This window comes from Legionella fallonii LLAP-10, assembly GCF_000953135.1.
GTDB classification, from domain to species: Bacteria; Pseudomonadota; Gammaproteobacteria; order Legionellales; family Legionellaceae; genus Legionella; species Legionella fallonii.
This window is the reverse complement of the sequence record NZ_LN614827.1, coordinates 855,977-881,073: the sequence shown is the minus strand read 5'-3', so window position 1 is coordinate 881,073 and position 25,097 is coordinate 855,977. Positions and strand designations below refer to the sequence as shown.

The window sequence follows — 25,097 nt, the reverse complement described above, 5'->3', positions numbered from 1 at the left end:
ACCCCTCAGTGAGTTTCCTAAGAGGTCTAATGTTCAATTAACTGACTTCATAAAACAAACAAAAAGAAAGAAAAATAATCATAGTGGTTTTTTGTTTTCCTAAATTAATGTCTTAATTTAATTTTCCTTAAAACACCAGTCGCCAATTTCACCTATTTAGGGATATACTTGAAAAATTGAATAAAATAGGAACTTCTGCATGTCCTTGAAGGCCATGTATAATCAAATTGCTGAAAACTATGCTACAGCTAATCGCTTTGGTGCCATTAGTGAAAGTCATTTTGTTGCTATCGAACAGATGAAGAAATTTTATTTGGGCATAAAACCTCATTATAAAATTCTTGATCTTGGCGTTGGCGATGGTGCCTTTTTGCAAAAACTTCATCATATGATGCCTAAAGCAGAATTTACAGGCATTGATGTATCATCCGAAATGTTAAGACGTGCCAGTGAAGCTTTACCGTTAAAAACTATAGAAGGTAGCGCGGCGGAAGCCAATCGATATTTACCACCACATAGCCAGGATTTAGTTCTTGCTCATTTTATTAATGCCTATATTCCCATCAATGTTTTATTTGACGAAGCCAAATTATTAACAAGGGCCAATGGTCATTTTTCAATGATCACGACTACTTATGATTCTTTTCCAGTTGCTCAGCAACAATTAGCTGAATTTGTCGCTCAAGACTCCATATTAAGCAGTGTCGTAGGGCACTATTACAAATCAATAGTAAAAAATACTACTGTGGCAGCCAATCTAGACGAATTGCTGTTAGCGTTTCAACAACATCAATTTGAAGTCATAGATCACAAACGTTTAGTCATCCCTATTACTCTAAATAATATCGATGAATTGGCACTCTTTGGAATTGATGGTACCTGGTTTCTTAATACCTTATCTATAAGAATGCTCCCTAAGTATTTTTTAATTGAACGACTGAAGCGTTTATTTAGTAAAATTTTCACCTTCCCTTACCACGATACCCATATCATTGATATAGTCCTTGCCAAAAAGTAATAGTCTAAGCAATCTAAATGATTTTTAATCATTTTTGACTACATTCAAAGAACTTCCTATACTCCGAAATAACACTAAACTTTAGGGTAACAGTAATGGATATTGACTCTCATGTGTTATTTGAACCTTTTAATTTAGGCGGGCTTAGCTTGAGAAATAGAATAGTCATGGCTCCCCTAACTCGTAATCGTGCCATTCATGGTACTGATGTACCTCAAAAGCTAAATGCAGAATATTACGCTCAACGGGCAGGTGCCGGTTTAATTATTTCTGAGGCAACACAAATTTCACCGACAGCCAAGGGATATGCCTGGGCACCTGGTATTTATTCTCCAGAACAAGTTGTCGGCTGGAAACTGGTTACAGAAGCGGTACATGCACGAGGTGGAGCAATTTATGCTCAGCTCTGGCATGTGGGCAGAATATCACATCCATCGCTCCAACCAGGTGGTGTTTTACCTGTTGCTCCTTCTGCAATAGCCCCCATAGGACAACGTACCTTTATCGAAAATGGAACTTTTGTCCCAGTAGGCCAACCTCGAGCATTGGAATTAGAAGAAATTTCAGTGATTATCGAGGATTACAGAAAGGCAGCAAGAAACGCGATAAATGCAGGCTTCGATGGAGTTGAAATCCATGGGGCAAATGGCTACCTCATTCATCAATTTCTCTGTGATGGTTCTAATCAACGCACCGATCAGTATGGTGGCTCTATCAATAACCGCTTACGTTTTGCCGTTGAAGTGGCTGACGCTATTATCTCAGAAATTGGCGCCCATAGAACAGCGATCCGTATTTCTCCAGTAAGTCCAGCCAATGGGGTTTTCGATAGTTCTCCTAGTGCTGTTTTTTTTCCTCTAGTAGCTGAATTTAATCGCTTAAACCTTGCTTATATTCACGTAATAGAAGGCGCAACAGGAGGCCCACGAGAGTTTCACGGCTTTGATTTCCCAGCGCTGCGAAAAGAATTCAGAGGGGCTTGGATGGTCAATAATGGCTATACTCGCGAAATGGCCATAGAAGCTATTGCTAGTGGTTATGCCGATCTGGTTGCCTTTGGCAAAGCATATATTTCCAATCCAGATCTTGTAGAGCGTTTTAGAGTGAATGCTACTCTCAATGCTTTTGATCAAACAACCTTCTACGGAGGAGATGCTAAAGGCTATACAGATTACCAATTCATGTCCAAAGAGTAATTCTCTTTTTTTGAGAAAAGGATATTAAATCTTATTTCTACGCTTTGCAGACAAGTTGCAAAGCGTAGCAGAAACCTATCTAAGCCGCTCTAACCCACGATTTATTATCGATTTTCAAACAAAGCAAGTCGATACGTCACTGCTCTTTGGAGCCGAAAGATCGCCACAAATTTATCCAGATAAATACTCTTGATCCAATCGGTCCCTGAATCGTTCGATCTGAGGTCGAACGGATCTAAGAAATGACTGTCTCCTCACTTTACAAATTTTGTGACGATACCTGAGGCTCTGGATGACAGCAACAGCGAAGTTGAGGGATTTTCATTGCAACCCAATGTGATCAAATTATATACAAATAGATTTTATTTTGTTATAGTAGCTCTTCATAATTCATCTATTGAAGTAATAGACGAGGAAATAAGTCCATGCCTAAGCAAACTACACAGCAATCCCGCACAGAAGAAACTCAAATTTCGAATGTAGAAGAACCTAATCATTCTAACCTCTCCAATGTGGAATATGAAGGTGGCTCTATGGATATTGATGAGAATGTTGATGACGATGTTTCTATGAGTTCAGATGATGAGTCTGAAGAAGAATCCGAAGAAGAGAAAGAAAAAGAGAAAGATACATTGCTCAACACTTATTTGGGTAAATCTAATAAAGCCTTTGTACCTTATTCCTTAAATGATGATATAGAAGATGGCAATACAAACTCTTTTATACCAGATTCTTTTAACAGTGATACAAACTCTCTTGAGGCAGTAATTAATATTTTTGATCGCCCAAATCCAGAAACTGCTCAAAAATGGTATTGTTCTACCAGCATTAAGGCTTTGAAGTCCCATAATCAATATCAAGCTCAGGAAATGAGGGAAACTATTGCTCCATTTACCGACAAACAATTCTGGGTAGAAAGTGCAGTTGCTGGCGGACGATGTTATCGTCTATTACTAGGTAAATTTCAGCCTAAAATGCAGCTCTGTGAAGGAGAGGCTTATTCTCAAGTCACCAATCGTCAGCGGATTTATAGGCTTTCAAAAGAAGTGTCTAATTATCTAGATTGGTCATCATTAGCCTATCAAGATAGAATTACAGCGTCACAAAAACCTGTGGTTGGTCTGACTGCTGTTTTTCTTGTTGCCCATTTTTTAGGGGATCTGGATATGGATCCTGTTAATTACGGGTTAGTTGAATTTGATGAGTTTTGGCAAGCAGTAAAAATTGATCCCGAATGTTGTTTTAGCCATTCATTCTATAATAATGCTAACTCCAATATTTTATCTTATATTGTAGGTTTGCCCAATAAAGTTCCACATGGATTATTTAATAAAGAAGAACTATTTGAAACCTTATCAATAATTATTACTACACAGCCCGAGGCATATAAAAAAATTATCGATAAATCAATGAGTCCAGGATATAAAAGTCAGAAAAAGACCTATCTGGAGGGACTTAATATGCGCACTCAAGCATTTACTCGAGTTGCCTTTTCTAGAGAAGGATTTGCAGAATATTTTTCTCAAAGGCAGGAAGCGATCCGCGCCGAACAATTAGCAAGAGAAGAAGAGCAACAACAACGCTATGAAGGCTTTAAGCAAGGTTTTGAAAACAATTGGACACAGCAAACAAACAATCAACAGCTGATTGAGCAGTTTTGTGAAAGTCCATCCCCCAACTTTAGCAGTGGAAGGAATTCATTTGCTTTTTTTAATGAACAAAGTGCTAAGCAGGCTACAGAACCATGTGCAATCGCTGAAGAAACAATTCCTACAGTTACTATGTATGAATACTAAGACGTATTAGGTTTAGATTTAATAGACTTCGTTTGCAACTGTACCAGACCGCTTCGGAAACTCGTTACAGAGAAAAAAGTCTACTATTGAAAAACTAATTGGCATTGACCTTATCTCATCGATAAATTAGTATCAAACTTTATTAAATAGCATAGGGAATGCAGGGATGCAGTATGCTCTTGTTGCTACACCAAAGTACTTACTTTGTGTTGATTTGATTACTAAAAAAGCTACGCCAATAGAAATAGGTAGAGGAGAGTATTATGGAATTTCATGGTTTCCTAATCAAGAACAACTTATTTTATCTCATTCAGCACTAGATAATAGCACTCTTATAGATGTTGCTTCATATGCTCAATCGGAAGTTGGCTATATCAGTGCAGGAAAATGCTCAATCGGAAGTTGGCTATATCAGTGCAGGAAAAAAGATAAGCAAACCTTTTCTTTCTCAACCTCATCAAATCGTATGTGCTCCTGATGGACGAGTAATTTGTACCAACACAGGAAGGAATGTTGTTACAGTCATTGACCTTGAAAAGCCTGGTATCTATCAGGAAGTTGGTGTAAGTCCTGTGCGATGGGATAGACTTTCACTAGATGCAATGATAGGCGATCATATAAACTCTGTTTTTTTAAAAAATGATCAGCTCTTTGTCGTGTGCCATCGTTTCAATAAAGGTTCTCAGTTAGCAACCTTATCTTACCCCTCTTTAGAATTGATCTCTTTAAAAAACCTGTCCGGATTTACGGGATTGCACAATATATGGGTTACCGAAGAAGAGCAGTATATTAGTTGCTATTCGGAAACAGGAAGTATAGTGAATGTGGTTTCTGGTGATGTGCTTTGGCAAGCAGGATCGCCAATTTATACCCGTGGTCTTGCTGCAAGTAATGAATATATTGTTGTTGGGGAAAGCCAGAAAACAGGACGTGATATACGTGGAAATTCATTAAGCGCTTTGTGGATTTTAGAAAGGCAATCATGGCGTGTAATGGATTATATTGCTCTTGGGCAATTTGGTTGTGTGAATGAGGTAAGACTCTTGGATGTTGCTGACGAAGCTCATCATGGCTATAGGTTTGAAAATTTAGACCAATTATTAGCAGATTGTAATAATGAGCACGCAGCACTGCATCATACTAGAGACCGCTCCTTAGAACACAACACCTATGAAGAAATTACAAAACAGGCGATTGCCCAATCTGTATTAGCAACAAAAGCAATTGGTGGCATATGGAAAGACTACAACTTTATACTTGATGCAGCTATCACCTTAGCCGATGGTTCAAAAAAGGTAGATAAGAATGCTCTTTGCCTTGCAATTTTGCGTCACGAAACTAATTTGACTGTGAGTTCATTTGCATTCGATTATGAATTATCCTTATCGGAAGAACCATCTCATGTATCAGCGGTTCTTGGCTATCATGGTTCTTTTGATGATACCCACATGCATATTATCTTATTACAACGAATGATGAATGACGCTCTGCTTTCTATATTGCAACATAATGGTAGTGAGTGGATCACCATTCGAGGGCTTAATGTTAAAAATCTTCCTTTATCCGGTACGATGAAAGTTACTGTGTCGCAAAACGACATAAGTGTTGAGGTTCAACAAAAAGAGGTATTACGATTGCCCCCTGCCCGCATAGGTCTTGAATACTGTAATGGTGAATTGGGTATACGTTGGTCTGGCGCCACTGTTAAGCCAATAAAAGGAACAAACTAAACAATAATATTTAAAAATTATAAAGCATTGTAGAGGGAAATAGATAATGCACCTTAATCATCTGGATGCCCTCGAGGCAGAAAGTATACATATTATGCGGGAGGTTGTAGCAGAAACAGAAAATCCCGTTATGCTTTACTCTATTGGCAAAGACAGTTCCGTCATGTTGCATTTGGCCCTTAAGGCATTTTACCCTGCTAAGCCACCATTTCCTTTGTTACATGTGGATACTACTTGGAAATTTCGGGAGATGATTGCTTTTCGCGATCGTCGTATGCGCCAGTTGGATTTAGAACTGATTACCTACACCAATGAGGAAGGTATTACCAAGGGAGTTAATCCTTTCAATCATGGCTCAGCACATTATACTGATGTGATGAAAACAGCCGCCTTAAAACAAGCTCTGGATAAATACAAATTCGATGCAGTCTTTGGTGGAGCACGGCGAGATGAGGAAAAATCTCGAGCCAAAGAACGTATTTTTTCTTTACGCCTTAAAAATCATCGCTGGGATCCCAAAAATCAGAGGCCCGAATTATGGAGTTTATATAATACCCGCAAAAATCCGGATGAAAGTTTACGTGTATTCCCCTTATCCAATTGGACTGAATTGGATATTTGGCAATACATTCATCGAGAAAAAATAGATATTGTTCCTCTTTATTATGCCGCTCAACGCCCCGTGGTAGAACGTAATGGTTTATTACTTATGGTAGATGATGAGCGACTTCCTATGGAATTAGGGGAAGAACCACAGATGCGGCAAGTAAGATTTCGTACTCTTGGTTGTTACCCCTTAACTGCAGCAATTGCATCCAGCGCCCAAACTGTGCCAGAAATTATACAAGAAATTTTACTCAGTAATTATTCAGAGCGACAAGGACGTATGATTGATCACGATAGTGCGGGATCTATGGAAAAGAAAAAACAAGAAGGATATTTTTGATGTACAAAGATGATTTGGCCAAGACAGATTTTACATCTTATCTTAATATGCATGATCAAAAAGATTTATTACGGTTTATCACCTGCGGCTCTGTAGATGATGGCAAATCAACGTTAATCGGACGTCTTCTCTACGAGTCTCAGCTCATTTACGACGATCAGCTTTGTGCATTAACAAAGGACAGCAAAAAATTCGGTACTACCAATGAAGAATTGGATTTAGCCCTATTGGTAGATGGTTTAATCGCGGAGCGTGAGCAAGGAATTACCATTGATGTTGCCTATCGTTATTTCACAACAGCTAAACGCAAATTCATAGTCGCAGATACACCAGGACATGAGCAATACACGCGTAATATGGCAACAGGAGCATCAACTGCACACGCAGCAGTAATCATTATTGATGCGCGTAAAGGCGTGTTGACTCAAACACGACGGCATAGTTTCATTGTAAACATGCTCGGTGTGCAACATCTCATTCTAGCCGTCAATAAAATGGATTTAGTTCAATATGACCAAAACGTATATGAACGTATTAAAACTGAATATCAACAATTTGCTCAGTCATTAGGTATTCAACAAGTATATAGCATTCCTATTTCAGCATTGAAAGAGGATAATGTAGTTAAACAGTCCAGCCATATGCCTTGGTATCAGGGACCTAGCTTACTGCAGTACCTAGAAGAAATTCCGGTTGAATCCTCACGGAGACTAGAACCTTTTCGTATGGCAGTACAGTGGGTAAACCGTCCGCATCTTGATTTTCGTGGCATTACCGGTCGTGTCATCTCCGGCACGATTAAGCCCGGAGATACCATTAAAATACTACCAGGAAACCAACAGACTACCGTATCTCGTATTGTTAGTTATGACGGTGATTTACAACAAGCGCAAGCAGGTCAATCCATTACTATTACAGTGAGCGATGAACTGGATATATCTCGTGGTGATATGCTTTGTAGTGCAGAAAAACCATGTGAGGTAGCAGATCAGTTTGCTGTAAGCTTACTATGGATGAGTGAAACCCCTATGGTTGCCAGCCGCCAGTATTTATTTAAAAGTAATACGATGACTACCTTGTGTACTCTAGGCAAACCCAAACATTGTATTGATATGCATACATTGAGTCATTTGGCTACCAATGATTTTCGTTTAAATGACATTGGCGATTGCGATTTATTTCTCGAACGATCCATTGCCTATTCTTCCTATAAAACAAATAAAGAATTAGGTAGCTTTATCTTAATTGATCGCTTAACTCATGCAACGGTTGCCGCAGGTTTTATCCATTCACAATTAAGATATTTATCTCAATCGCCAGGCCAAGCTTTTTCAGTCAATAAAAATCATAGGGCTGCCATTAAAGGACAAAAACCTGTCGTTCTTTGGTTCACGGGGCTTTCCGGATCGGGTAAATCGACTATTGCCAATCTGGTGGAATATGAGCTTAATCTCAAAAGAAAACACAGTATGCTCTTGGACGGCGACCTTATTCGCCATGGGCTGAACAGAGACCTTGATTTTTCTGTCTCTGGACGAGCAGAAAATATTCGCCGTGTTATAGAAATTGCTAAACTCATGGTGGATGCAGGGTTGATTACTCTAGTTTCATTTATTTCTCCATTCCAGGAGGAGCGAGATAGGGCCAGAAAATACATTGGTCAGGAACAATTTCTGGAACTATTTGTCGATGCGCCACTTGCTGTAGTGGAACAGCGAGATGTTAAAGGATTGTACAAAAAAGCACGCCTCGGTGAAATTACGGAGTTTACGGGGATAAGTAGCCCCTATGAAGCGCCATTAGCTCCTGATTTACATATAAATACGGAGATATTAACACCTCATCAAGCAATGCAGAGTGTTATAGAGTTACTTGTTAAAAGAAATTTCATTGGCTAATGATAGCGGACTACTTAAGCCTAGGAAGCTTCTAATAATGAGGTAAATTCCTCCCTCGCCCGGAGGAGAGAGCCTTAGAATGATACTTCGCTCTTAGCTTGACGTCTATGGGTCATTTTTCAGCAACTCAAGGCACCACGTCAATCCTGCAAACCTTACTGGACTCGGCCAAAAGTAAATCATCATATCGCCCTCTTTTGGAAGATCTTTATTTGTCTCACCAAGATCTTATTAAAGCCTTAAGATTAGAGCATCACTCTATGAATCTTATACGTTCTCTTGAAAAAGATTGTAATGAAATAAAGGACATTTTGCATGCAGTGCAGTTAACCAATTCCTATTCTAAAGAAATTCAGGATATTATTCTGAGCTACGGCGAATTATAGTCAACTAAAATACTATCGGCTTATCTGGGACAGTTTCGTCAAACACTTTTTTTAGATGCTTCAAAAGTTTTGTTTCTATTTGAGAAAAATGGCACTGTCTGTATTGATTGGCAAAAAACTCAGACCGCATTAGATGAGTTTCTTAAAGATAAAACATTCGACCAAATTATTATCACCGGATTTATTGCTTCAACCTTGGATGGAAAGCGCACAATATTAGGCCGCAACGGAAGTGATTTTTCTGCGGCCATTTTTGCAAAATTATTTAAAGCAAATAGCTTAACCATATGGACCGATGTCGATGGGATCTACACCGCGAATCCCAATAAAGTTCGCTCTGCTTTTGTCATTGAAGAACTCTCCTATATTGATGGGATTTCCTATCAGAGAAATCGTGTTGGCAACCAATGCCAACCAAGTAATCCCAGATTTTTTACACTCAGGTCTCTATGAACCCCGTCCCAGTATCAGTACCTTGGCAAATGCCATGGATGTAGGAAACCCTAGTAATTTTGAACGCCTTCAAACTTTATACCCTACCTTTGCCTTATTTAAGAGCAATGTCAATGCATTTAGTGTCAGTGATGAAGAAATTCAAAATACAATAAAAGCTGTTTATACCCAGCACCAAAAAATCATTTGTCCTCATACGGCAACAGGCTGTTTTGTACGGCAAAAACTATCTGCAGAACCGTGGATTATCGCTGCAACGGCAGATCCCTCTAAGTTTAATACCGTCATTGAACCTTTACTTGATGTCACAATACCCACACCGCATCAATTACAAAAACTATTAGCTAAGCCAGTACACATTTTAGAGGTGGAAAAAGTCTTGAAGGAATAAAACGTGCATTATTTTCGTGATTGCTAATGAAATCTACTACTCATACAATCTTGTGTGTTTAATTAATAGAGTGATATATTAATGCCCTTTTTTATTAATAGTTGAAAATAATGTTCGATAAATTAATTAAAGATCTATATAAAGATTTTACTGACATAAAAATTTCCTTAGACGCTTCAAATATTAAAAACGCTAAGGACGTATTAGCTTCAGCCGCAGAAAAGTTACAAGAGCTTATAAATCATGCCGAAGACCCTATTTTTGTAGAAATTTATGAAAAACAACTCAGTAATGCTATTGGTGTGTTTATAGAAATATCCATGAAAGTATCTTTTGCTTTCGTTTATAGCTTGATTGATGCTTATGATAAAGCAGTGAGTGCGAAGGATACAACTCAAGCAACGACTATATTACGACAAGTGGAACACGAAACAACATTTATGCAGCAATCTTATTTAGATGCTCAGCGTGATGGCCGCAGCCAAACCGCAGCCTTTATTGATTTTGAGAAGGACTTCTCTTATCTGCTTAAAAATTTAGAGGAATCTAAAAAGAACGCAGTGATAGAGCAAATGTGCACTAATTTTGCTAATGCAATAAATTTTAAAGAAACAAAGCAACAATTTTTTTATTGGTCCAGAAGCATGGCTATAGAGACACAGCCATCAAATACCCTAGGGGAATCACTCTCCTTGAAGTAATGATTCTACTAACTATTAGCCTAATGGCACTCCCTTAAGAAAAGGAAGGAAAAATCGTAGTCCGTATTAGCGCAGCATAATACGGGAATGCCTTAGCTCAGTGTACTGAAATCCCTGATTATGGGCACAAAAGCTTAAGGCAGCGCATGGGTTAAAGGATTCTCGACAATTACTCGAGCCGATCAGCCTCAAACATTCATCAATAAAAAAAGGAAACTTCCCCAGAAACAACATCGTATAAGCCACCGATGATTTTAATACTGTTTTGAGCAATGAGATCTCTTATAATACTGCTTTCATTCAAAATCATCTGTATACTTTCCGTAACATTAATTTTAGCAACTTCATTCACATAGGGTAAGTTTTTCCCATTTCTATCTTTTTTAAAAGAAGTTTCCTGTTCAATTGCTGGTTCAATTTTACGCAGCAACTGTGTTAAATGCCCTAACTGCTCCTTATCACAAGCTCCTTTTATGGCCCCACAATTCGTATGCCCAAGAACCACTATTAATTTAGAACCAGCAATTTTACAGGCAAACTCTAAACTACCGATAATGTCACTATTTACAATATTACCAGCAATACGAATACTAAAAACATCGCCCAGTCCCTGATCAAATATTAATTCGGCAGGAGTTCTAGAATCAATACAACTTAAAATAGCGGCAAAGGGATATTGATTATCAGCAGTTTCATTCACTTGTTGTAATAGGTTGCGATTAAATCGCAAATTTTGTATAAACCGCTGATTTCCCTTTATAAGCAAATCTATTGCATGATCCGGAGTAATATTAGACAGCTCTTCCTTACTGATAGTTTTCATAATAACTCCTTTTGAGTCAACTTAATTGGCTTTTGCTTATCCCCCACTTAGACGTCCAACCTCATAAGATACTTCCTCCACCACTTCTGCTGATTTTGTCTTCGTAAGTTTTGCTTTAAAGAAATCGATGATGGCATCAAGCGCCTTAATACCAGTATTGGACGCCTCATGTTGTTCTAGATGCGGCTTAGCCTTGGCTATTGCATTGGTGCATTTCTCGCAGAACTCGTTCATATCTTTATTTTTAGTTAAGAAAGTATTTCTTGCCTCGACTAAAGAGTTACGAAGCTCTTCTGCATGACCATATTTATGTTGCTTGGACGGAGATGCTTTCAAGCGATCTACCATTTTTTCTATTTCTTCTAAATGATGATCAAAAATTTCAAGTCCATTCTTGACGTGTACTAATTTTGCTTTAAAGTTATGATGTTTATGTCCTTTTTGACTTAAATCATTTTTATAGTCATGTACTGCTTTATCTATTCGCTCTCCAGCTGCTTTAAAGGCATTCTCTATTACTGTAGGTAGAGTTTTAGATATACTTAAATTATCTATACAACCTAAATCTCTTCTTGCCTGCTTATAGGCAATGCGCAATTCTTGATGCATCGCTCTTGCTTCCGTCCCTGCTCCTGAAAGTGTTGTTTCCTTAAATTTTATAGGAAAATCATTGAACTGCTTTTCATATGCGGCGATTAGAAGTGCATCTGATTCAGCCTTAATCTTATCTACTTTTGCTTTTTGTGCCCATAAAACAGCATCTTGATTACTTACATCAGCATACTCAGGCTTTTCTCTTATATTTTTTATTTCCCTCAGAAGAGCATTTCTATGTTCCCTTACTCCACTGATTGAATGATCCGGATAACTTACAGTTATTGCCTCAATCTCTCTTTTACACTTTGCTATTTTATCTTGTGTAACAGGAATTGGAATTGGGGTTATAATTGGAATTGGAGTTACAATCAGAATTGGAGCCCTAAGAAGATCCTTTACTAGCTGTCTCACGTCAGGAGTTAGTTGATCGGGAGCTTTAAGCCGCTGAAGATCGATTTGTTTAAGCTGTTCAAGTTTAGCTTGGGGTAAAGCGCCCATTCTAGCACCGATATTGGCTATATCTCGAAATAGTTCTTCCTTTTCTTTGGCACTCAATAATCCATCGTGATAGGGATCATTATTATATTCCTCTTTAACTTGCTCAATAACTCTAGCAATTGCATCCGCCCCTTTCCCTTTGACTCGACCGATAAGTATATTAACCTCCCCTAGTATTGTGTCTTTAACTTGAACTTTATCGTGTTTTAAATGCTCCTCTATAGCAGCATCTATTATTTGAGCTTTAGCAACAAAAACGCCCGTAATTTCAGGAGGATCACTTTTCAGACCTAACGCTTTCTTAGCAAGTATGTAGGAATCCTCATTTAATATGGAGCGTAAATCAACAGCGCGCTGTTCAAGCTGCTGAGTGTTTAATCCACCTAGATTGACTGGAAAATCCTTTATTTTTTGCACATGATTGTCAATAATTTTTTGTGCCGACTGCTGTTTAATTTGTTGTAAATGCCGTAGTTCTATTGTTGATACTTCCCTCATTTTAGCATCCAATGCCTGCTGGATTTCTGGAGGATTAGTGGGCATTCCCAGTACTCTTTTAGCCCTTTCTAATTCAGGATTTTTTGCTAAGTCCTCAAGCAGAGTGCGTAGTCTTTTGGAATGCTGATTAATCGCATCAACATTCGTTGGATCAGGGTAAACCACTGGTATCGAATTAATTTGCCTCACATTATTAGAAATTAATATTTGCGCATCAATTTTTGCTTGCTTATTACCATCCACATCCAGCCAATTTGATAAATCTGGCGAACTGACTGCACTTGCATTTTGGGCAAATCGTTCAAATGCTCCCGGATAAAATCCATCTACTTTTTGACGTCCTACAGTCAATAAATGCTTGGCTAAAGCAGGATTAGTGGCACTTAATTTATATAAGTCTTCACACAGCCGCTTCACATCAGAACAACGAGCTTTTGTAAAAAAATCATTAGCAAAACCTGCATCTATTTGTGTTGGAGTTACTTTACTAAAAAAATCAGTCAACCCAACGGGGATTGGATCCCTCGTATTTAAAAAATAATGAAGTGATTTAGAAAGCATAGTTGGCTGAGATAAAACTTGTGGTAAAGTCCTAATATCAATAACACCCGCATCAATAAAGGCTCTGAGATTAGGCTCAGTAACATAATTTTTGTTGCCTGATAAATAGTAATTAACTAATTCATGCTCTATAGAAGTTCGTGCTAAAGCCTTATCTCCCCCCATCATTGGATCTGATGATGCTTTTTGCTCAATAGCACCATCCAATATTCGTCTAACGAAATGATGAGAAGAAAAATACTGTTCCAATGGAAGGTCTTTTCGATATTTTGCATCCACGGCCATATCTCGAAGAATAGGACCAGTTAATCTTATGGGTAAAGAACTAAGCAAACTTTGATCAGGATGATAGACGAGTTGATTGACAATACCGCGCACTAAGAGATCTTCTCGCTGGTTGCTATATTGTATGTTAGTCGCTAAACGTGCAGCCTGAGTTGGATCACTAAGCAATTTATCTATAACAGGTAGTAGTTTGGGATTATTTTTATGAGTATTAACAAGTAATTCGATTATTTTCGGATTATTGGCTAAGTGCGGTGCTTTATCTTGAAAAGTTAGCAATGTTTTCATTAAATCAGGATTAGCATAAACATGCTTTCCTATTTGAGTACTACTACAAGCCAATAGAGTTTCAGTTAATGCGGAATGTTGACTGCTTGGACTATAATGGCTAAACCATGCATCTCTAACTTTTAAATCGGCGATATTGAATACTTGGGTTTCTAATCGGGTATTATTCCACGGATTAACTACATGCACATTATAGCTTCCTCGTCCATCTGGTACTATTTTTTCAACTCGTACGGCATGACGACCATGTATTTTGCCAAAAGCATCAGGCTGCCCCCAATTCAATTCTAAATAAACAGGAGCATAAGGATTCATTTCTCTTAAACGAATTAACTTGTTCACTTTATCATCGAAATTCATTTGTCTATCGTATAGTCGTCCAAATAGTTGATCTACATGAACACCCATTAAATTGGCGACGAAATCGGTTGCCGTTCCCATATAGCGCTCACCATGCCCTTGATGATTATGGGCTATTAGGCTTTCCCCAATTCCCGCAATTTTGGGGGGCTTAACATAGTAATATGAACTAAGACGTTCCATAATTTTTACCGCAAGGCAATTACTTTTTGCTCCATTACCCGGAGCATCCATGCGATCTATTTCTGATTTGGGAATATGCCAGTAATCAAAATTGGGATCACTTTGATCCAAAACATATTTTGAACCAATTACAGCAGGATTAAGATGAGGAGAATGTGGGTTACGAGGGATTTGTACACGCACGGAGCCATCGGGATATTCAACAAAACGCTGTTTCGCTAGGGCTCTTCCTCCTTGCATTTTATTAAGAACGCAATCTAGACCTGCTAATAGATAGCAGTTACCCACCCTTCCTTGTTCTATTTGTACGAGCTGATTATCAGGAGGGAAAAGAGGTGTTGGCATAAAGAATCTCCAATGCATTAACATTATGACTAAATTATAGACAATTAAATTATAGTTTATTCAAAATGAATGCTTTTTAAGATCATGTATTCGTTAGAGAATGGGATATTAAAAAATCAGGATATAATCATAGAGATCGGGATAATAGGTAATTTTAATTTCATTTAGCTTTATCGAAGAAAATTTGGTTCAATCTTCAAACAACAATCTCTATTGAGGTATAACTTGCCAAACACACCTATACACTATCTTCAGCATACTTGTCGTTATTTGCATATTTGGTAGATTGGGCGCGCACTAATTTCCTTATTAGCCCAAGACTTATAGGATCAATTGCCAGTGCTTTATTGCCCCAAATATTAACAGCGACCAACAAATCGTCGTAATTATAATTGCTATTAATGTTTTCTATTTCTCTGATCGCATGCAGGCCATGGAATGAACGTTGATGCTTATGAATTAATTGCTCCAAAAAAGCTCTGCCTTGACCTCGAGGTACCACATGATCCACGATACCGCGCCGGCACCCGTTCTAAAACAACTATTATTAAACATAGCAGATGCTCACTCACGAACACCATATCGACAATGAAATTTCCCGCCTTATTCGAATTGCCGACGAAAGTCGGCATCCATAAAATGTTGAAAAGCATTATAGATACCGGCTTTCGCCGGTGATCCGTCTCTCTTGCCAAACTCGCTGTGGTGAAGGATGTACGAGGATTACGCTGCGCCGATCGAGGCTACATTTATAATTTCTCCTCGATCTAACGCCCCTCCGTTATCCCTGCAGGTAATCCTGAATTTCCCTCACAAAAAGTAATGAGATATCCAGTGGAGTTCGGTTGACTTGGAAGATTATTAGTACAACTAAAACCACTTGTTTTATCATCAAAAGGATAGGTGTACGCTGAAGGACAGGTCGCTTTCATCCATTGAATCATAGGTTGTACGTATTGATTCCATTGAGGATCAGTTTGAGACATACAACTCGCTGCCGTTGAATTGGCCCCTATGGCCACACCACCAGTTTCGGAACTATTCCACCAATCAACACAACCGCAACAGGTTTGAATCTGCTCAGCAGTATAATTAGGATATGATAAATAACATGAGTTATAGGTTGGATTGGTGCTTCCTGTGGGGACAGAACATGCCATTAAGCTATAGAGAGTTGCTCCTGTTGGAAAATTCCCAGGTAAGGCCTGCTTGCATAGGAAATAATTGCTTACGGTAGAAGAAAGATTACTTTGAGAGCAGACTTGATCTGCTGACCAGTATCCTAGGAAATTACCGCAAGTTTGGTTAAAACTACTGTTTAAACCACAGAGTTGTCCAGCAGGACACTGAGTAGTTGTCGTATTAATATTACAACTACTGCCACCACCAGTTACCCAATAATAACCATTTTTTGTTGATGGAGGTATAGCATTGTCCCAATTACATGAACCAAACCCATTAGTGGTAACTCCGCCATTGTACCCTCCTGGAATACCACAGGTGTAATTATTTGCTGTCGCAGGTATACCAGAATAATACATAGGTGCCATGGAAATGGGGATATGGAACCCATTAATTACCTCAACATCATAGCTGTCATCGGTATTTAAATTCATGGTAATCTCAGCCTGCGTAGCCGGTTGAGTAAAGCCAATTCCAGGGGAGCAAGCGGTACTTCCATTACTATTTCCACAACTGGCTTGCCCACATGCACCACTTGGAGAACTTGGATTACACAAGGTACTGGCAGAAATGTTGCCACTCCATTGAATCCCGTTCGAGCTAAAAGATGGAGTAGGAATGGTAACAGTTGTTGTTCCACCACCCGATGCTAATTGGTAAGTTCCTGAATTGGGGCCGTAATTATTCCAGTAGCACTCGCCAGTACTTGCATTACAGCTGGTTCCAGAAGGACAACCTGCAGCACACGTCTGATTACTCACAGAGGAACCATTCAAAGAGAACCATACTGGAAAATTACATTGGTTTATCAAAGTAACAGTACGCGTCGTTGGAAGCGAAGCCACGACAGAACCGGAAGTAACCACTGTTGCGGGAGTTCCTGTACCGGTAAAACTTAACTGAGCTTGAATATTATAAGTCATTGCAGGAGTCGTTGCTGCTGGTGCTGTAAATGTCCCGGATATTTGACATGCCCCGGTGGTCGGAAGGGAGGGAATATTACAGCTATTATTGCTAGCAATGAAAGATATTTGTGCTGAGCAATCATGACCATTACTGTCCGTACAGGTCACACTGTTTGAACCTAGATTAATAGATCCTGAAGTGACGTTGGTGAATAAAAACTGTACGTTATGAGTAGTCCCTTGCACTATCAGCGGAGGAAGATAATTAGGACTGACTAAAGATCCCACTATATCACCAGGAGGCGCAGTTATTATGGTACTCGTAGATGCTGTAGCAGGACTTCCAGATGCTCCACTAAAGGTCAATTGTGCGGATACATTTTGCACACTAGGAGAGGTAGAATTTGAAATATATACCCCACTGACAGTACATGAACTGCCACTATTTAAAGAGTTAGTACAATTATTGTAGGTAATATTCGCTGTTCCAACAGTTTGGGATACGGAAACTGATAAATTGCTCGCTGTTGTCTTGCCCTCATTCGTGAATACAAAGCTATAGCTTGCACTCACGCCTGCCTGTAAAGTGCTAGGTAAGGATTGAGTTGTTCTCCCCTGAACCCCTGACTGAATTTGTCCTGTAGCCTCTGTTGTTATTTGAGGTAAAGGGACTTGATTATTATCGTATCCTGCAATCGTTAATTGCATCGATTTAGTCCCATTAACTAGCGGATTAAGATTAACTTGCACAGTACAGCTTTTTTTCGATTGCAGGCGAACTCCTGAGCAATTATCGACATAGCTGAACTCGCTCTGAGGACTGGCATTTTTCTTGATAAGAAGAGGCTTCACTAAGGGGAAAGGTAATTGATTCGTCAGGGTATATGTAATGCTTGATGTACGGCCAACAGGTACGGCATCACCAAAATTTTGGTTCAACTGCCAAGAAATTGGATTGGCTCCTGAAATAGCTTGTGAAGACAACAAAAATAGAGCAAGAAAAGAACACGATTTTATATTAGTCATTATACATTAATCCTTTAATGGCTATTTTTCAAATAGATAACTGACGCTAGCAAATACATCATTGGACTGATAAGTTCCTAAATTCAATGATTGACCAGACCAAGTCTGCATACCCAGACCCGAAGAGAAATGGCCCAAGTTGACATAGTTATATCCAACTGAAACAATCAATTGCGGTTTAATTTTGTAATCAAGACCAGCCCCAACCATGTATGCAAACTGATTAGTTGTATTGTCAGTAAACCCGGGGGTTATCCTAGGCGTCACTCCAGGTAAAGCCGCTTCGCTGTACCCGCTAGCCTTATTAAAGGCCCCGCCAATACCACCATTAACGAAAGGAGACAACTTTTGTGCGTAGTCAAAAAGATTTAACTTCGCTGATGCCATTACAACATTTGATGATAAATTCAAATTGTAAGTATAGTTGGTGAACTCTGGAAGAGAATATTGCATCACCGTACCACCAGCATTGGTCTCAAAAAAGTACTGATAAAGCACGCCTAGAGAATAAGATGGAAACCACTGACTATCTCGTTCCCAACGACGCCCCGCTGTCACACCAATAATTCCTTGGCTCGTATTACTAGTTGAATAGATATCTACGTCAAAAGGTGGTGGGAAGTCTGAATTATTATTAACGACCATATTGGAGTTAAATTGAGGAAATTGTGCCCCTCCCCCCACTGAAACAAACCAGTTTGCCGTATTATGCGCAGGAATTAAAACTGGAGTGACTCTAGTAACAACAGAAGTCTTGGATTGTTGCTCAATATGGTTCTGTTTTGTTTTCTGTGAAACCGGCTTTTGACGCGCACTAATAGTAATAGGCTTTGTTTTCATTGAAGAAGACATTAACCTACCGACTCGTCTTACTTCTGAAGATCGATGAATTGGACCTATAATCACCCTATAAAAATTATTATTTTTTACTATTTTTATGGGGTATGTGGTTTTTGATTGTAAAAAATATTGATATTGAATTGCTCTAGATTTGTTTGTAAAACTACCTGCCTGAATATAAAAATTGCTATTAGCTTTTTGGGTAAATTGCTGCGCCATGCCAAGACCAAATATGGTTTGTGCCGCTGCATCTTGTGCACCAATTGTTATACTAGCAAGTATTACCTCAAAAGCCAAAACGCTATAAAAACATTTTCGTATCATTGCCATAAATCCATTTAGTCCAGTTCACCTATTCTAGTGCCCAAGACTATAATCGATTAAATAGTTCAATTGCAAACTAAAAATAGCAAACCAAGAAAGTTCTCAATCAAAAAAGAGCACTATTCGTTGGATGCGACTACCTGAAAGGCACTTGCGACCCCGGCAGACTAAGTGCTATGTTTAATATGAGGATTTTTAAATGGAGTTAAAAATGGAAGCGATGATTGATATAGTAGGCTATATCGCTGCTTCATTGGTTTTTGCGACTTTTTATGTCAAAAGGATTTTGACATTACGTCTCATTGCCGCAAGCAGCAACGTGGCATTTATTTTTTATGCAGTGGGTAGCAATTTATACCCAATTTTTATCCTGCATTCTTTATTATTACCACTAAACTTATATAGGATATTTGAAATAAAAAAGACGGAAAGTGATTTTTCTCGTCTCAATAACACAAATTTAAAAACTTCAAATTAACTTTTTTATATTAGCTTAATGGGCATTTAAATTGTTAAAAACAACCTATAAAAATTACAAAATTAAGGTACATTATTTTTTTATTGGAGTCTAGTAATAATAAATATTTTTTAACAATATAAGAACCATTATAATTACTGCCATCTTTATTATTCTGAGCACAACAAAGGCTTTCTTTATTAGGTTGCTCATTGACGCCAAACCTTTATAGTGCTCAGGATTGACAACCACCTGATTAATTAAAGTCAAGCGCTTTATAAGGAACTCAATGAACTATTGGAAATTAGTAGTTGGCTTATGTCTTACATATAGCTCCACTGGGCTACAAGCCAAAAATTATACACCTAATTGCCCTAAACAAATAAATAGAATAGAGCATATCAATATTGCACCTAATAATTGGGAAACTATTTCTGATATTCCCAACAATTTTTTAAGTGGTATCTCTTTTTATTCGGGACATCCCAAAGAAGGAGCCAGTTTAAAACCCTATTCCATTACTAAAAAAATGGCTAAATGGCGATTCTCTTCCAAGGAAAAAATTTTTATCGTATGTGAATATCATCAAACAGGCATCAAATTAACCCAACCATTAGCTGCTAAAACCACCCGATGTACAATAAATTACAATCAGTATGTCAGAAGTGATAATGGCTTTTTGCCGAAAAAAATTTGGTGTGTTAAATAATATTTCTACATGAGCAACGGCAAGCGTCCAGGAAATAAATCGTAATGAAGAAAAGCTCGGTTATCGGTGATTTGATCTTTCTCTTACTCTTTTGAATATAGCGTTTAAAACAGGTAAAGCCCTCTGGTTGAAATGCTATCCAAAAGAAATTGGGCTTTTTTAAATAGACCTGATATTATTCATGTTTTGAATTTTACCACGATGTATTAATACGCATATGCAGTCCACCAAGGAAATGTCTTTTCAAACTCAAGAATACTATACTATCCGCGCGTGGTCTTACTTCATTATTAATTACAAGGACAGGCTATAATGCATACCCAACAAATGCCAGATACTTTAGAACGTTATCTTTCTTTTCTAAAACAAGATGAAAACAACCTCTCTTTATTGGTAGAGATAAGTTCTCTTTATCTCGAGCACGATAACCTGGAATTAGCTCAAAGCTACCTGGATAAAGCTAAAGCAATTGATCATGATGCTTGTTTAGGCCATCAAGGTTTACTCTACTTAAGCCAAGGCCAATTACCGCAAGCTGAGAATTGCTTCGTTGAAGCATTAAAATATATGGACACCCCGGCTCTTCGCTATAACTTGGGTTGTATTTATTTCATAAATCAGGACTTAGAAAAGGCATGGGAGGTATTGGCCCCACTTCTTGATGGCGATCATCATCCGGAAGCAGATCTGTTAATGGCTCGTATTCTACATAGGCAAGACTCAATGGATGAAGCCATTAGTTTGGTTGAAAATATACTGGAACTGAATCCTAATGATGCAGAAGCCCTAGGTTTTCTTTCCCTTCTTTACTTTGATCTCCAAGAAGAAACCCTCGCAAAAGAAACAAGCATTCGTGCTCTAGAATTAAGCGTTGATAATTACGATGCCAAGCTAGTCAATATTATGATTAGACTCATGACACAAGAAACATCTATTGAAGAAATTGAAACCTTATTACAAATTAGTCCGCAAGACAGCAGACTGTGGTTTGCATTAGGCACCACTTATATGGCCCAAGGAGAGTTTAACTCCGCAGAAAGTATCTTGCGTAAGGCCATAGAAATTTATCCTGAATTTTATGATTGCTATATCTCTCTAGCCTGGTGCCAACTACTTAATGACCATATTAATGAAGCTCAGAAAACTTATGAAAATGCAGCTGTACTGGCTGATGAATTAGCTGACGCCTGGGGTGGCTTAGCTTTAGTGCATGTCTTAAAGGAAGATCTTGTTAAGGCAGAGCAATTTATTGATAAAGCCAACGGTTTAGAGCCTGAATGTTTTCTCACGGAAATTGCACAAAGCATTTACTTTAATCATAAAAATCCTGAAAAAGCGAAGAAAAAATTGGTCAAAGCATTAAAAAATCATGCCATGCCAATTAATGAAAAATTGAGCCTTTTTATTGAGGGATTATAGAGGGGTAGCCAAACAAAATATCGTTCACCTTTCGAAGGCCCTCTCACTACCCCTCCCACGCGATTGACTATTGGATAAGAGTTTCTCGCGCAGGGGAGGGAATTTTTCGTGCTATATGAATAGTATCTAACAAGGTTGGGTTAAACAAAGTACAACCCAACCTACCTCGCTGATGTATGCCGTATTTTCTCAGTGCGTTTTTCGTTCAAAAATATGGCTCGAGGATGCAGCGTGAACACTTACATCAATTCTCGTCTATCACCCGACAATGCGTTTCTTTAATCACTGTTAACATAATCAAGGATAAAATCAAAGAAAGGGGCAATAGAGATAACGATAAGTAGTATCCTTTAATAGAAAATTGATGCATTCCATTGAGTATCTCCCCTCCCCAAGTCCAGTCCAGTATGGCTCCCACTACCGGTTCAAATAATGCTTCAAATACAGCATTAAAAGTATTCATAATGCCCAGAACTGTAGCCACTAGAACTAGGGGAAACAATTCGCGAATCATGGCAAAACTGGTGAAAAAGCCACTAGCACCAAAGCCAAAGATAAAAAGTAAAACCATCAAGGTGAACAAAACTTGACTTGGGCTGTAGAGTACTATTAACAAACAGATTAAAGCGGAAAATGTACCTATAAATAGAACGGGTTTTCTACGTTTAATATAGTCAGAAAACCATCCCCAAAAAGGTGCGCCAGCAGCGAAACCAATAAAAATACAGGATACTGCAAGTGCCGCATCTGTACGCGAAAGCTGATAAGCCTTCTCTAAAAATGGTACTCCCCACAATCCGCCGAATACTGAGACAGGAGCAAAGGCTAACCCACTGTATAAAGAAAGTGCCCATGCTTGTTTATTAGTCACAATATGTTTTAGCAAATGAGTGGCTTTTTCCTTATTATGATGAGGATGTACTGATTTTGTTGGTTTATCTCTGAGTACCAAGAAGTAAATCACACCCAGAACAATCCCCATGACACTGACAATTTCAAGCGCATTACGCCAGCCTTGATTTTGAACAAGGATCGATAAAGGCACTTGTCCGCCAACAGCACCTAGCATCGCTGCAGTCATGAACATTCCCGAAACTAATGCAAAACGTTTAGGGCTAAACCATACCGCTGCTAATTTAAAGCAAGATACTGCGGCAAATGCTGCTCCTGCTCCCATTAACGCACGGCTTGCACAAGCCACCCAGAACGTATCTGTTTGAGAAAAAATATAAGTGCTGATACTGCAAACAAAAATGGCTGTTGTTGTTAATAAGCGAGGGCTGTATCTATCTAACATCAACCCCACTGGAATTTGCATCACTAGATACGCGTAAAAATAAAATGCAGATAAATTACCCAAGCCAGCCCCATGAACCTGAAACGCCTTCATCAGATCATCAGTCATCACGCTGGGAGAAACCTGAATTAAATATTTATAGAAGAAAAAGCTCGCTGCTATGGTCCAAATAATCCAAGGATATGCTTTTGCTATCCATTGATGTTTATCTTTAAATGTATTCACTATAACTCCTAAAAATATTGTCAGGGCTTAAGAAAAACGCACAATATAATCATTATTTTCATTTCTATCTGCCTGGTCTATCGCCCTGAGGCGGGGCAGATAAGTTAGAGAGTTAGCCGGCTCAGAGCTTAGGAATGGGTATAGTGAAGCACCACCACAAGGACGAGTAACACTAAGACTACACGAACAAAAGAAGACCCTACAGTCAATTTACTGTAACTCGCATTACCGCATGTAGGATTAATCTTTAAATTCATTATCTAAAATATTCTTTATGTTAGATTCGATAGAAAACGAAGAGTTAATAGTATCAACTTAAGCACATATCGCTTGGTTGCTTACAGCCGAGCTTAAACTTTGTTGACGCCATTAACGATTCAAGTTCTGTATGCTAACTTTTTAAGCAATAATTTGTCAAGAATGAGAACGCTTAAAAGTATAAATAATCCTACCAACATGAATATCTGGATGCTGGTTCATCCTCATCAAAATCAACATATCCTCTGTACGCTGATGTTTGAGATACTTCTATGCCATTAGGGTGTACTATATTTTTCGGATTAAACTCATTTGACCGAAGCAGTTCATACAAGGATTCGGCACTGTTTTCTGGAAGGTGGCTTTTAGATAAGGTTTCTGCTTTACTGGCAAAATCTAGTGCTTTGTTCCTATCCGCAGAGACAAACACCCATTCCCCATCAATAAAACCAATGCGGTTATTCTTATATTCTTTTTCTTCATTACTATAAAAAGTAACAGTAAGAAGACCTACAACTGAACTTTCTCTCAATAACCAACAGGCTTTAGTATCCAGAAGATGCGCTCCTAAACAGGTTAGTTTAGCTGCAGCCAAGTCAACATTAATTTCTCTTGCAAAAATAATAGATGTACTTTCAGATGATGCATGCATAATAAATCCCAATTAATTATTCATTGCTCTATTATACAATAGACTTCTTATGTCACTAGCAGACTTTTTTTGAGAACAAAAGATCTAATAAATGATATACGCATTAGAACGATTAGGTATTGTTAGCTGTCCCAAATGCCATCCCAAATTTTTTTGCAAAAACACGCAAGCCCCCACTCAATATTTATTTGGATGCTATAATTAGATATATGGTTGTCTCAAAAGGAATAGCATCATGTCCAAGCGCACAAATACCAAACCTCCTCTTCTTTCACGAGAGGAATGTGATGCTTTACTTCCAACTTGTTGTGTTAATGCAATGTCTGCTCACAAGCTAAATTGCGAAGATTCCTATCTTGCCGAAATAGACTCTTTATCGAAAATATGTGACAACTTGGTAACTCATCATCATGAAACCTTCCCTTCTGTTATTGCTCAAATGGAAAAAGTAATGACTGATGCTCATAATCATGAAATGGAAGAAATAGATAAAAAAATCAAACACTTATTTAACCTTAGAAAGCAAACACCTTGTAATTCCTCCTATTGCGAGCAAGAAGTGATAAAACTTACTACAGAAATCCATATGTTGGAAGAACGAAAAGCAATACCAGTTAAAGATACAATTCAAGGTATTATTTATGAGTCAGTAGATAAAGCAATCCGCGTACTGGGCGCAGAGCCTGGAAATTTTAATCTGTCGCAATATGAATATCGACCCGTTTTTAATGAATCAGACACCAAACATCAAGCAAATCATGGTAATGAAACTACAAAATCGAATAAACAAGTTTAAGTTAACGTCAGTTTGAATAATGGATGTAGCATTGGGTTTTGTGAGTAAGCACTT

Annotated in this window: 21 protein-coding genes; 14 read left to right on the top strand and 7 right to left on the bottom strand. The window is 38.3% G+C overall.

Features of this window, described 5'->3' with window-relative positions; translation table 11 throughout:
* Nucleotides 1-199 precede the first annotated feature (199 nt).
* The 10 genes from LFA_RS03450 (at nucleotide 200) to LFA_RS03410 (ending at nucleotide 10,515) form a co-directional block, all read left to right on the top strand.
* Nucleotides 200-1,018 carry a class I SAM-dependent methyltransferase gene (locus LFA_RS03450; RefSeq protein WP_045094936.1) on the top strand — a complete coding sequence of 273 codons (819 nt, stop codon included), beginning with the start codon at nucleotides 200-202 and terminating at the stop codon, nucleotides 1,016-1,018.
* A gap of 95 nt (nucleotides 1,019-1,113) precedes the next feature.
* Nucleotides 1,114-2,214, top strand: coding sequence for an alkene reductase (locus tag LFA_RS03445; RefSeq protein WP_269447740.1), 1,101 nt, complete (start codon nucleotides 1,114-1,116; stop codon nucleotides 2,212-2,214).
* A 425-nt stretch (nucleotides 2,215-2,639) separates the two neighbouring features.
* Nucleotides 2,640-4,010, top strand: a complete 1,371-nt coding sequence (locus LFA_RS03440) for a hypothetical protein (protein ID WP_045094935.1) — start codon at nucleotides 2,640-2,642, stop codon at nucleotides 4,008-4,010.
* A 350-nt stretch (nucleotides 4,011-4,360) separates the two neighbouring features.
* Complete coding sequence (locus LFA_RS03435; protein ID WP_045094934.1) at nucleotides 4,361-5,740, top strand: hypothetical protein; 1,380 nt, start codon at nucleotides 4,361-4,363, stop codon at nucleotides 5,738-5,740.
* A gap of 46 nt (nucleotides 5,741-5,786) precedes the next feature.
* Nucleotides 5,787-6,686 (top strand): sulfate adenylyltransferase subunit CysD, encoded by a 900-nt coding sequence (cysD, locus tag LFA_RS03430; RefSeq protein ID WP_045094933.1) that lies wholly within the window; start codon nucleotides 5,787-5,789, stop codon nucleotides 6,684-6,686.
* On the top strand, nucleotides 6,686-8,584 hold the full coding sequence (gene cysN, locus LFA_RS03425) for a sulfate adenylyltransferase subunit CysN (RefSeq protein ID WP_045094932.1): 1,899 nt from the start codon (nucleotides 6,686-6,688) through the stop codon (nucleotides 8,582-8,584). The genes cysD and cysN overlap by 1 nt, the downstream gene beginning before the upstream one ends.
* A gap of 107 nt (nucleotides 8,585-8,691) precedes the next feature.
* Nucleotides 8,692-8,970, top strand: coding sequence for an amino acid kinase family protein (locus LFA_RS03420; RefSeq protein ID WP_045094931.1), 279 nt, complete (start codon nucleotides 8,692-8,694; stop codon nucleotides 8,968-8,970).
* A 69-nt stretch (nucleotides 8,971-9,039) separates the two neighbouring features.
* Nucleotides 9,040-9,423 (top strand): amino acid kinase family protein, encoded by a 384-nt coding sequence (locus LFA_RS19340; protein WP_172653457.1) that lies wholly within the window; start codon nucleotides 9,040-9,042, stop codon nucleotides 9,421-9,423.
* Nucleotides 9,424-9,457: 34 nt separating this feature from the next.
* A complete protein-coding gene (locus LFA_RS03415; protein WP_197541200.1) occupies nucleotides 9,458-9,814 on the top strand; it encodes a PALP domain-containing protein in 357 nt (118 codons plus the stop codon).
* Nucleotides 9,815-9,924: 110 nt separating this feature from the next.
* The gene (locus LFA_RS03410; RefSeq protein WP_045094930.1) at nucleotides 9,925-10,515 is read left to right on the top strand and encodes a hypothetical protein; all 591 of its coding nucleotides are present in this window, start codon (nucleotides 9,925-9,927) and stop codon (nucleotides 10,513-10,515) included.
* 199 nt (nucleotides 10,516-10,714) lie between these two features.
* On the opposite strand, the gene LFA_RS03405 is transcribed toward LFA_RS03410, so the two are convergent.
* The 5 genes from LFA_RS03405 to LFA_RS03385 all read right to left on the bottom strand — a co-directional run bounded on the left by LFA_RS03405 (nucleotide 10,715) and on the right by LFA_RS03385 (nucleotide 19,230).
* Nucleotides 10,715-11,338 (bottom strand): carbonic anhydrase family protein, encoded by a 624-nt coding sequence (locus tag LFA_RS03405; protein ID WP_045094929.1) that lies wholly within the window; start codon nucleotides 11,336-11,338, stop codon nucleotides 10,715-10,717.
* A gap of 36 nt (nucleotides 11,339-11,374) precedes the next feature.
* Nucleotides 11,375-14,953 carry a hypothetical protein gene (locus LFA_RS03400; protein ID WP_045094928.1) on the bottom strand — a complete coding sequence of 1,193 codons (3,579 nt, stop codon included), beginning with the start codon at nucleotides 14,951-14,953 and terminating at the stop codon, nucleotides 11,375-11,377.
* A 238-nt stretch (nucleotides 14,954-15,191) separates the two neighbouring features.
* A complete protein-coding gene (locus LFA_RS03395) occupies nucleotides 15,192-15,464 on the bottom strand; it encodes a Clp protease/crotonase-like domain-containing protein (RefSeq protein WP_045094927.1) in 273 nt (90 codons plus the stop codon).
* Nucleotides 15,465-15,720: 256 nt separating this feature from the next.
* Nucleotides 15,721-18,066, bottom strand: coding sequence for a Dot/Icm T4SS effector LegT (gene legT, locus LFA_RS03390; protein WP_045094926.1), 2,346 nt, complete (start codon nucleotides 18,064-18,066; stop codon nucleotides 15,721-15,723).
* Nucleotides 18,067-18,087: 21 nt separating this feature from the next.
* A complete protein-coding gene (locus tag LFA_RS03385) occupies nucleotides 18,088-19,230 on the bottom strand; it encodes an SPOR domain-containing protein (RefSeq protein ID WP_172653456.1) in 1,143 nt (380 codons plus the stop codon).
* Nucleotides 19,231-19,441: 211 nt separating this feature from the next.
* Here LFA_RS03385 and LFA_RS03380 point away from each other — a divergent pair, with 211 nt between their 5' ends.
* The 3 genes from LFA_RS03380 to LFA_RS03370 all read left to right on the top strand — a co-directional run bounded on the left by LFA_RS03380 (nucleotide 19,442) and on the right by LFA_RS03370 (nucleotide 21,815).
* Entirely contained in the window at nucleotides 19,442-19,708 is a 267-nt protein-coding gene (locus tag LFA_RS03380) for a hypothetical protein (protein WP_045094925.1), read from the top strand.
* A 268-nt stretch (nucleotides 19,709-19,976) separates the two neighbouring features.
* A complete protein-coding gene (locus LFA_RS03375; RefSeq protein WP_045094924.1) occupies nucleotides 19,977-20,396 on the top strand; it encodes an STY0301 family protein in 420 nt (139 codons plus the stop codon).
* 312 nt (nucleotides 20,397-20,708) lie between these two features.
* The gene (locus LFA_RS03370) at nucleotides 20,709-21,815 is read left to right on the top strand and encodes a tetratricopeptide repeat protein (protein ID WP_045094923.1); all 1,107 of its coding nucleotides are present in this window, start codon (nucleotides 20,709-20,711) and stop codon (nucleotides 21,813-21,815) included.
* 244 nt (nucleotides 21,816-22,059) lie between these two features.
* Here the strand turns inward: LFA_RS03370 and LFA_RS03365 are convergent, their stop codons facing one another.
* Nucleotides 22,060-23,337 (bottom strand): MFS transporter, encoded by a 1,278-nt coding sequence (locus tag LFA_RS03365; protein WP_045094922.1) that lies wholly within the window; start codon nucleotides 23,335-23,337, stop codon nucleotides 22,060-22,062.
* A 448-nt stretch (nucleotides 23,338-23,785) separates the two neighbouring features.
* Nucleotides 23,786-24,247 (bottom strand): hypothetical protein, encoded by a 462-nt coding sequence (locus LFA_RS03360; RefSeq protein ID WP_052673840.1) that lies wholly within the window; start codon nucleotides 24,245-24,247, stop codon nucleotides 23,786-23,788.
* Between the two features lie 235 nt (nucleotides 24,248-24,482).
* Between LFA_RS03360 and LFA_RS03355 the strand changes: the two genes are divergently transcribed.
* Nucleotides 24,483-25,043 (top strand): hypothetical protein, encoded by a 561-nt coding sequence (locus tag LFA_RS03355; protein ID WP_052673839.1) that lies wholly within the window; start codon nucleotides 24,483-24,485, stop codon nucleotides 25,041-25,043.
* Nucleotides 25,044-25,097 lie beyond the last annotated feature (54 nt).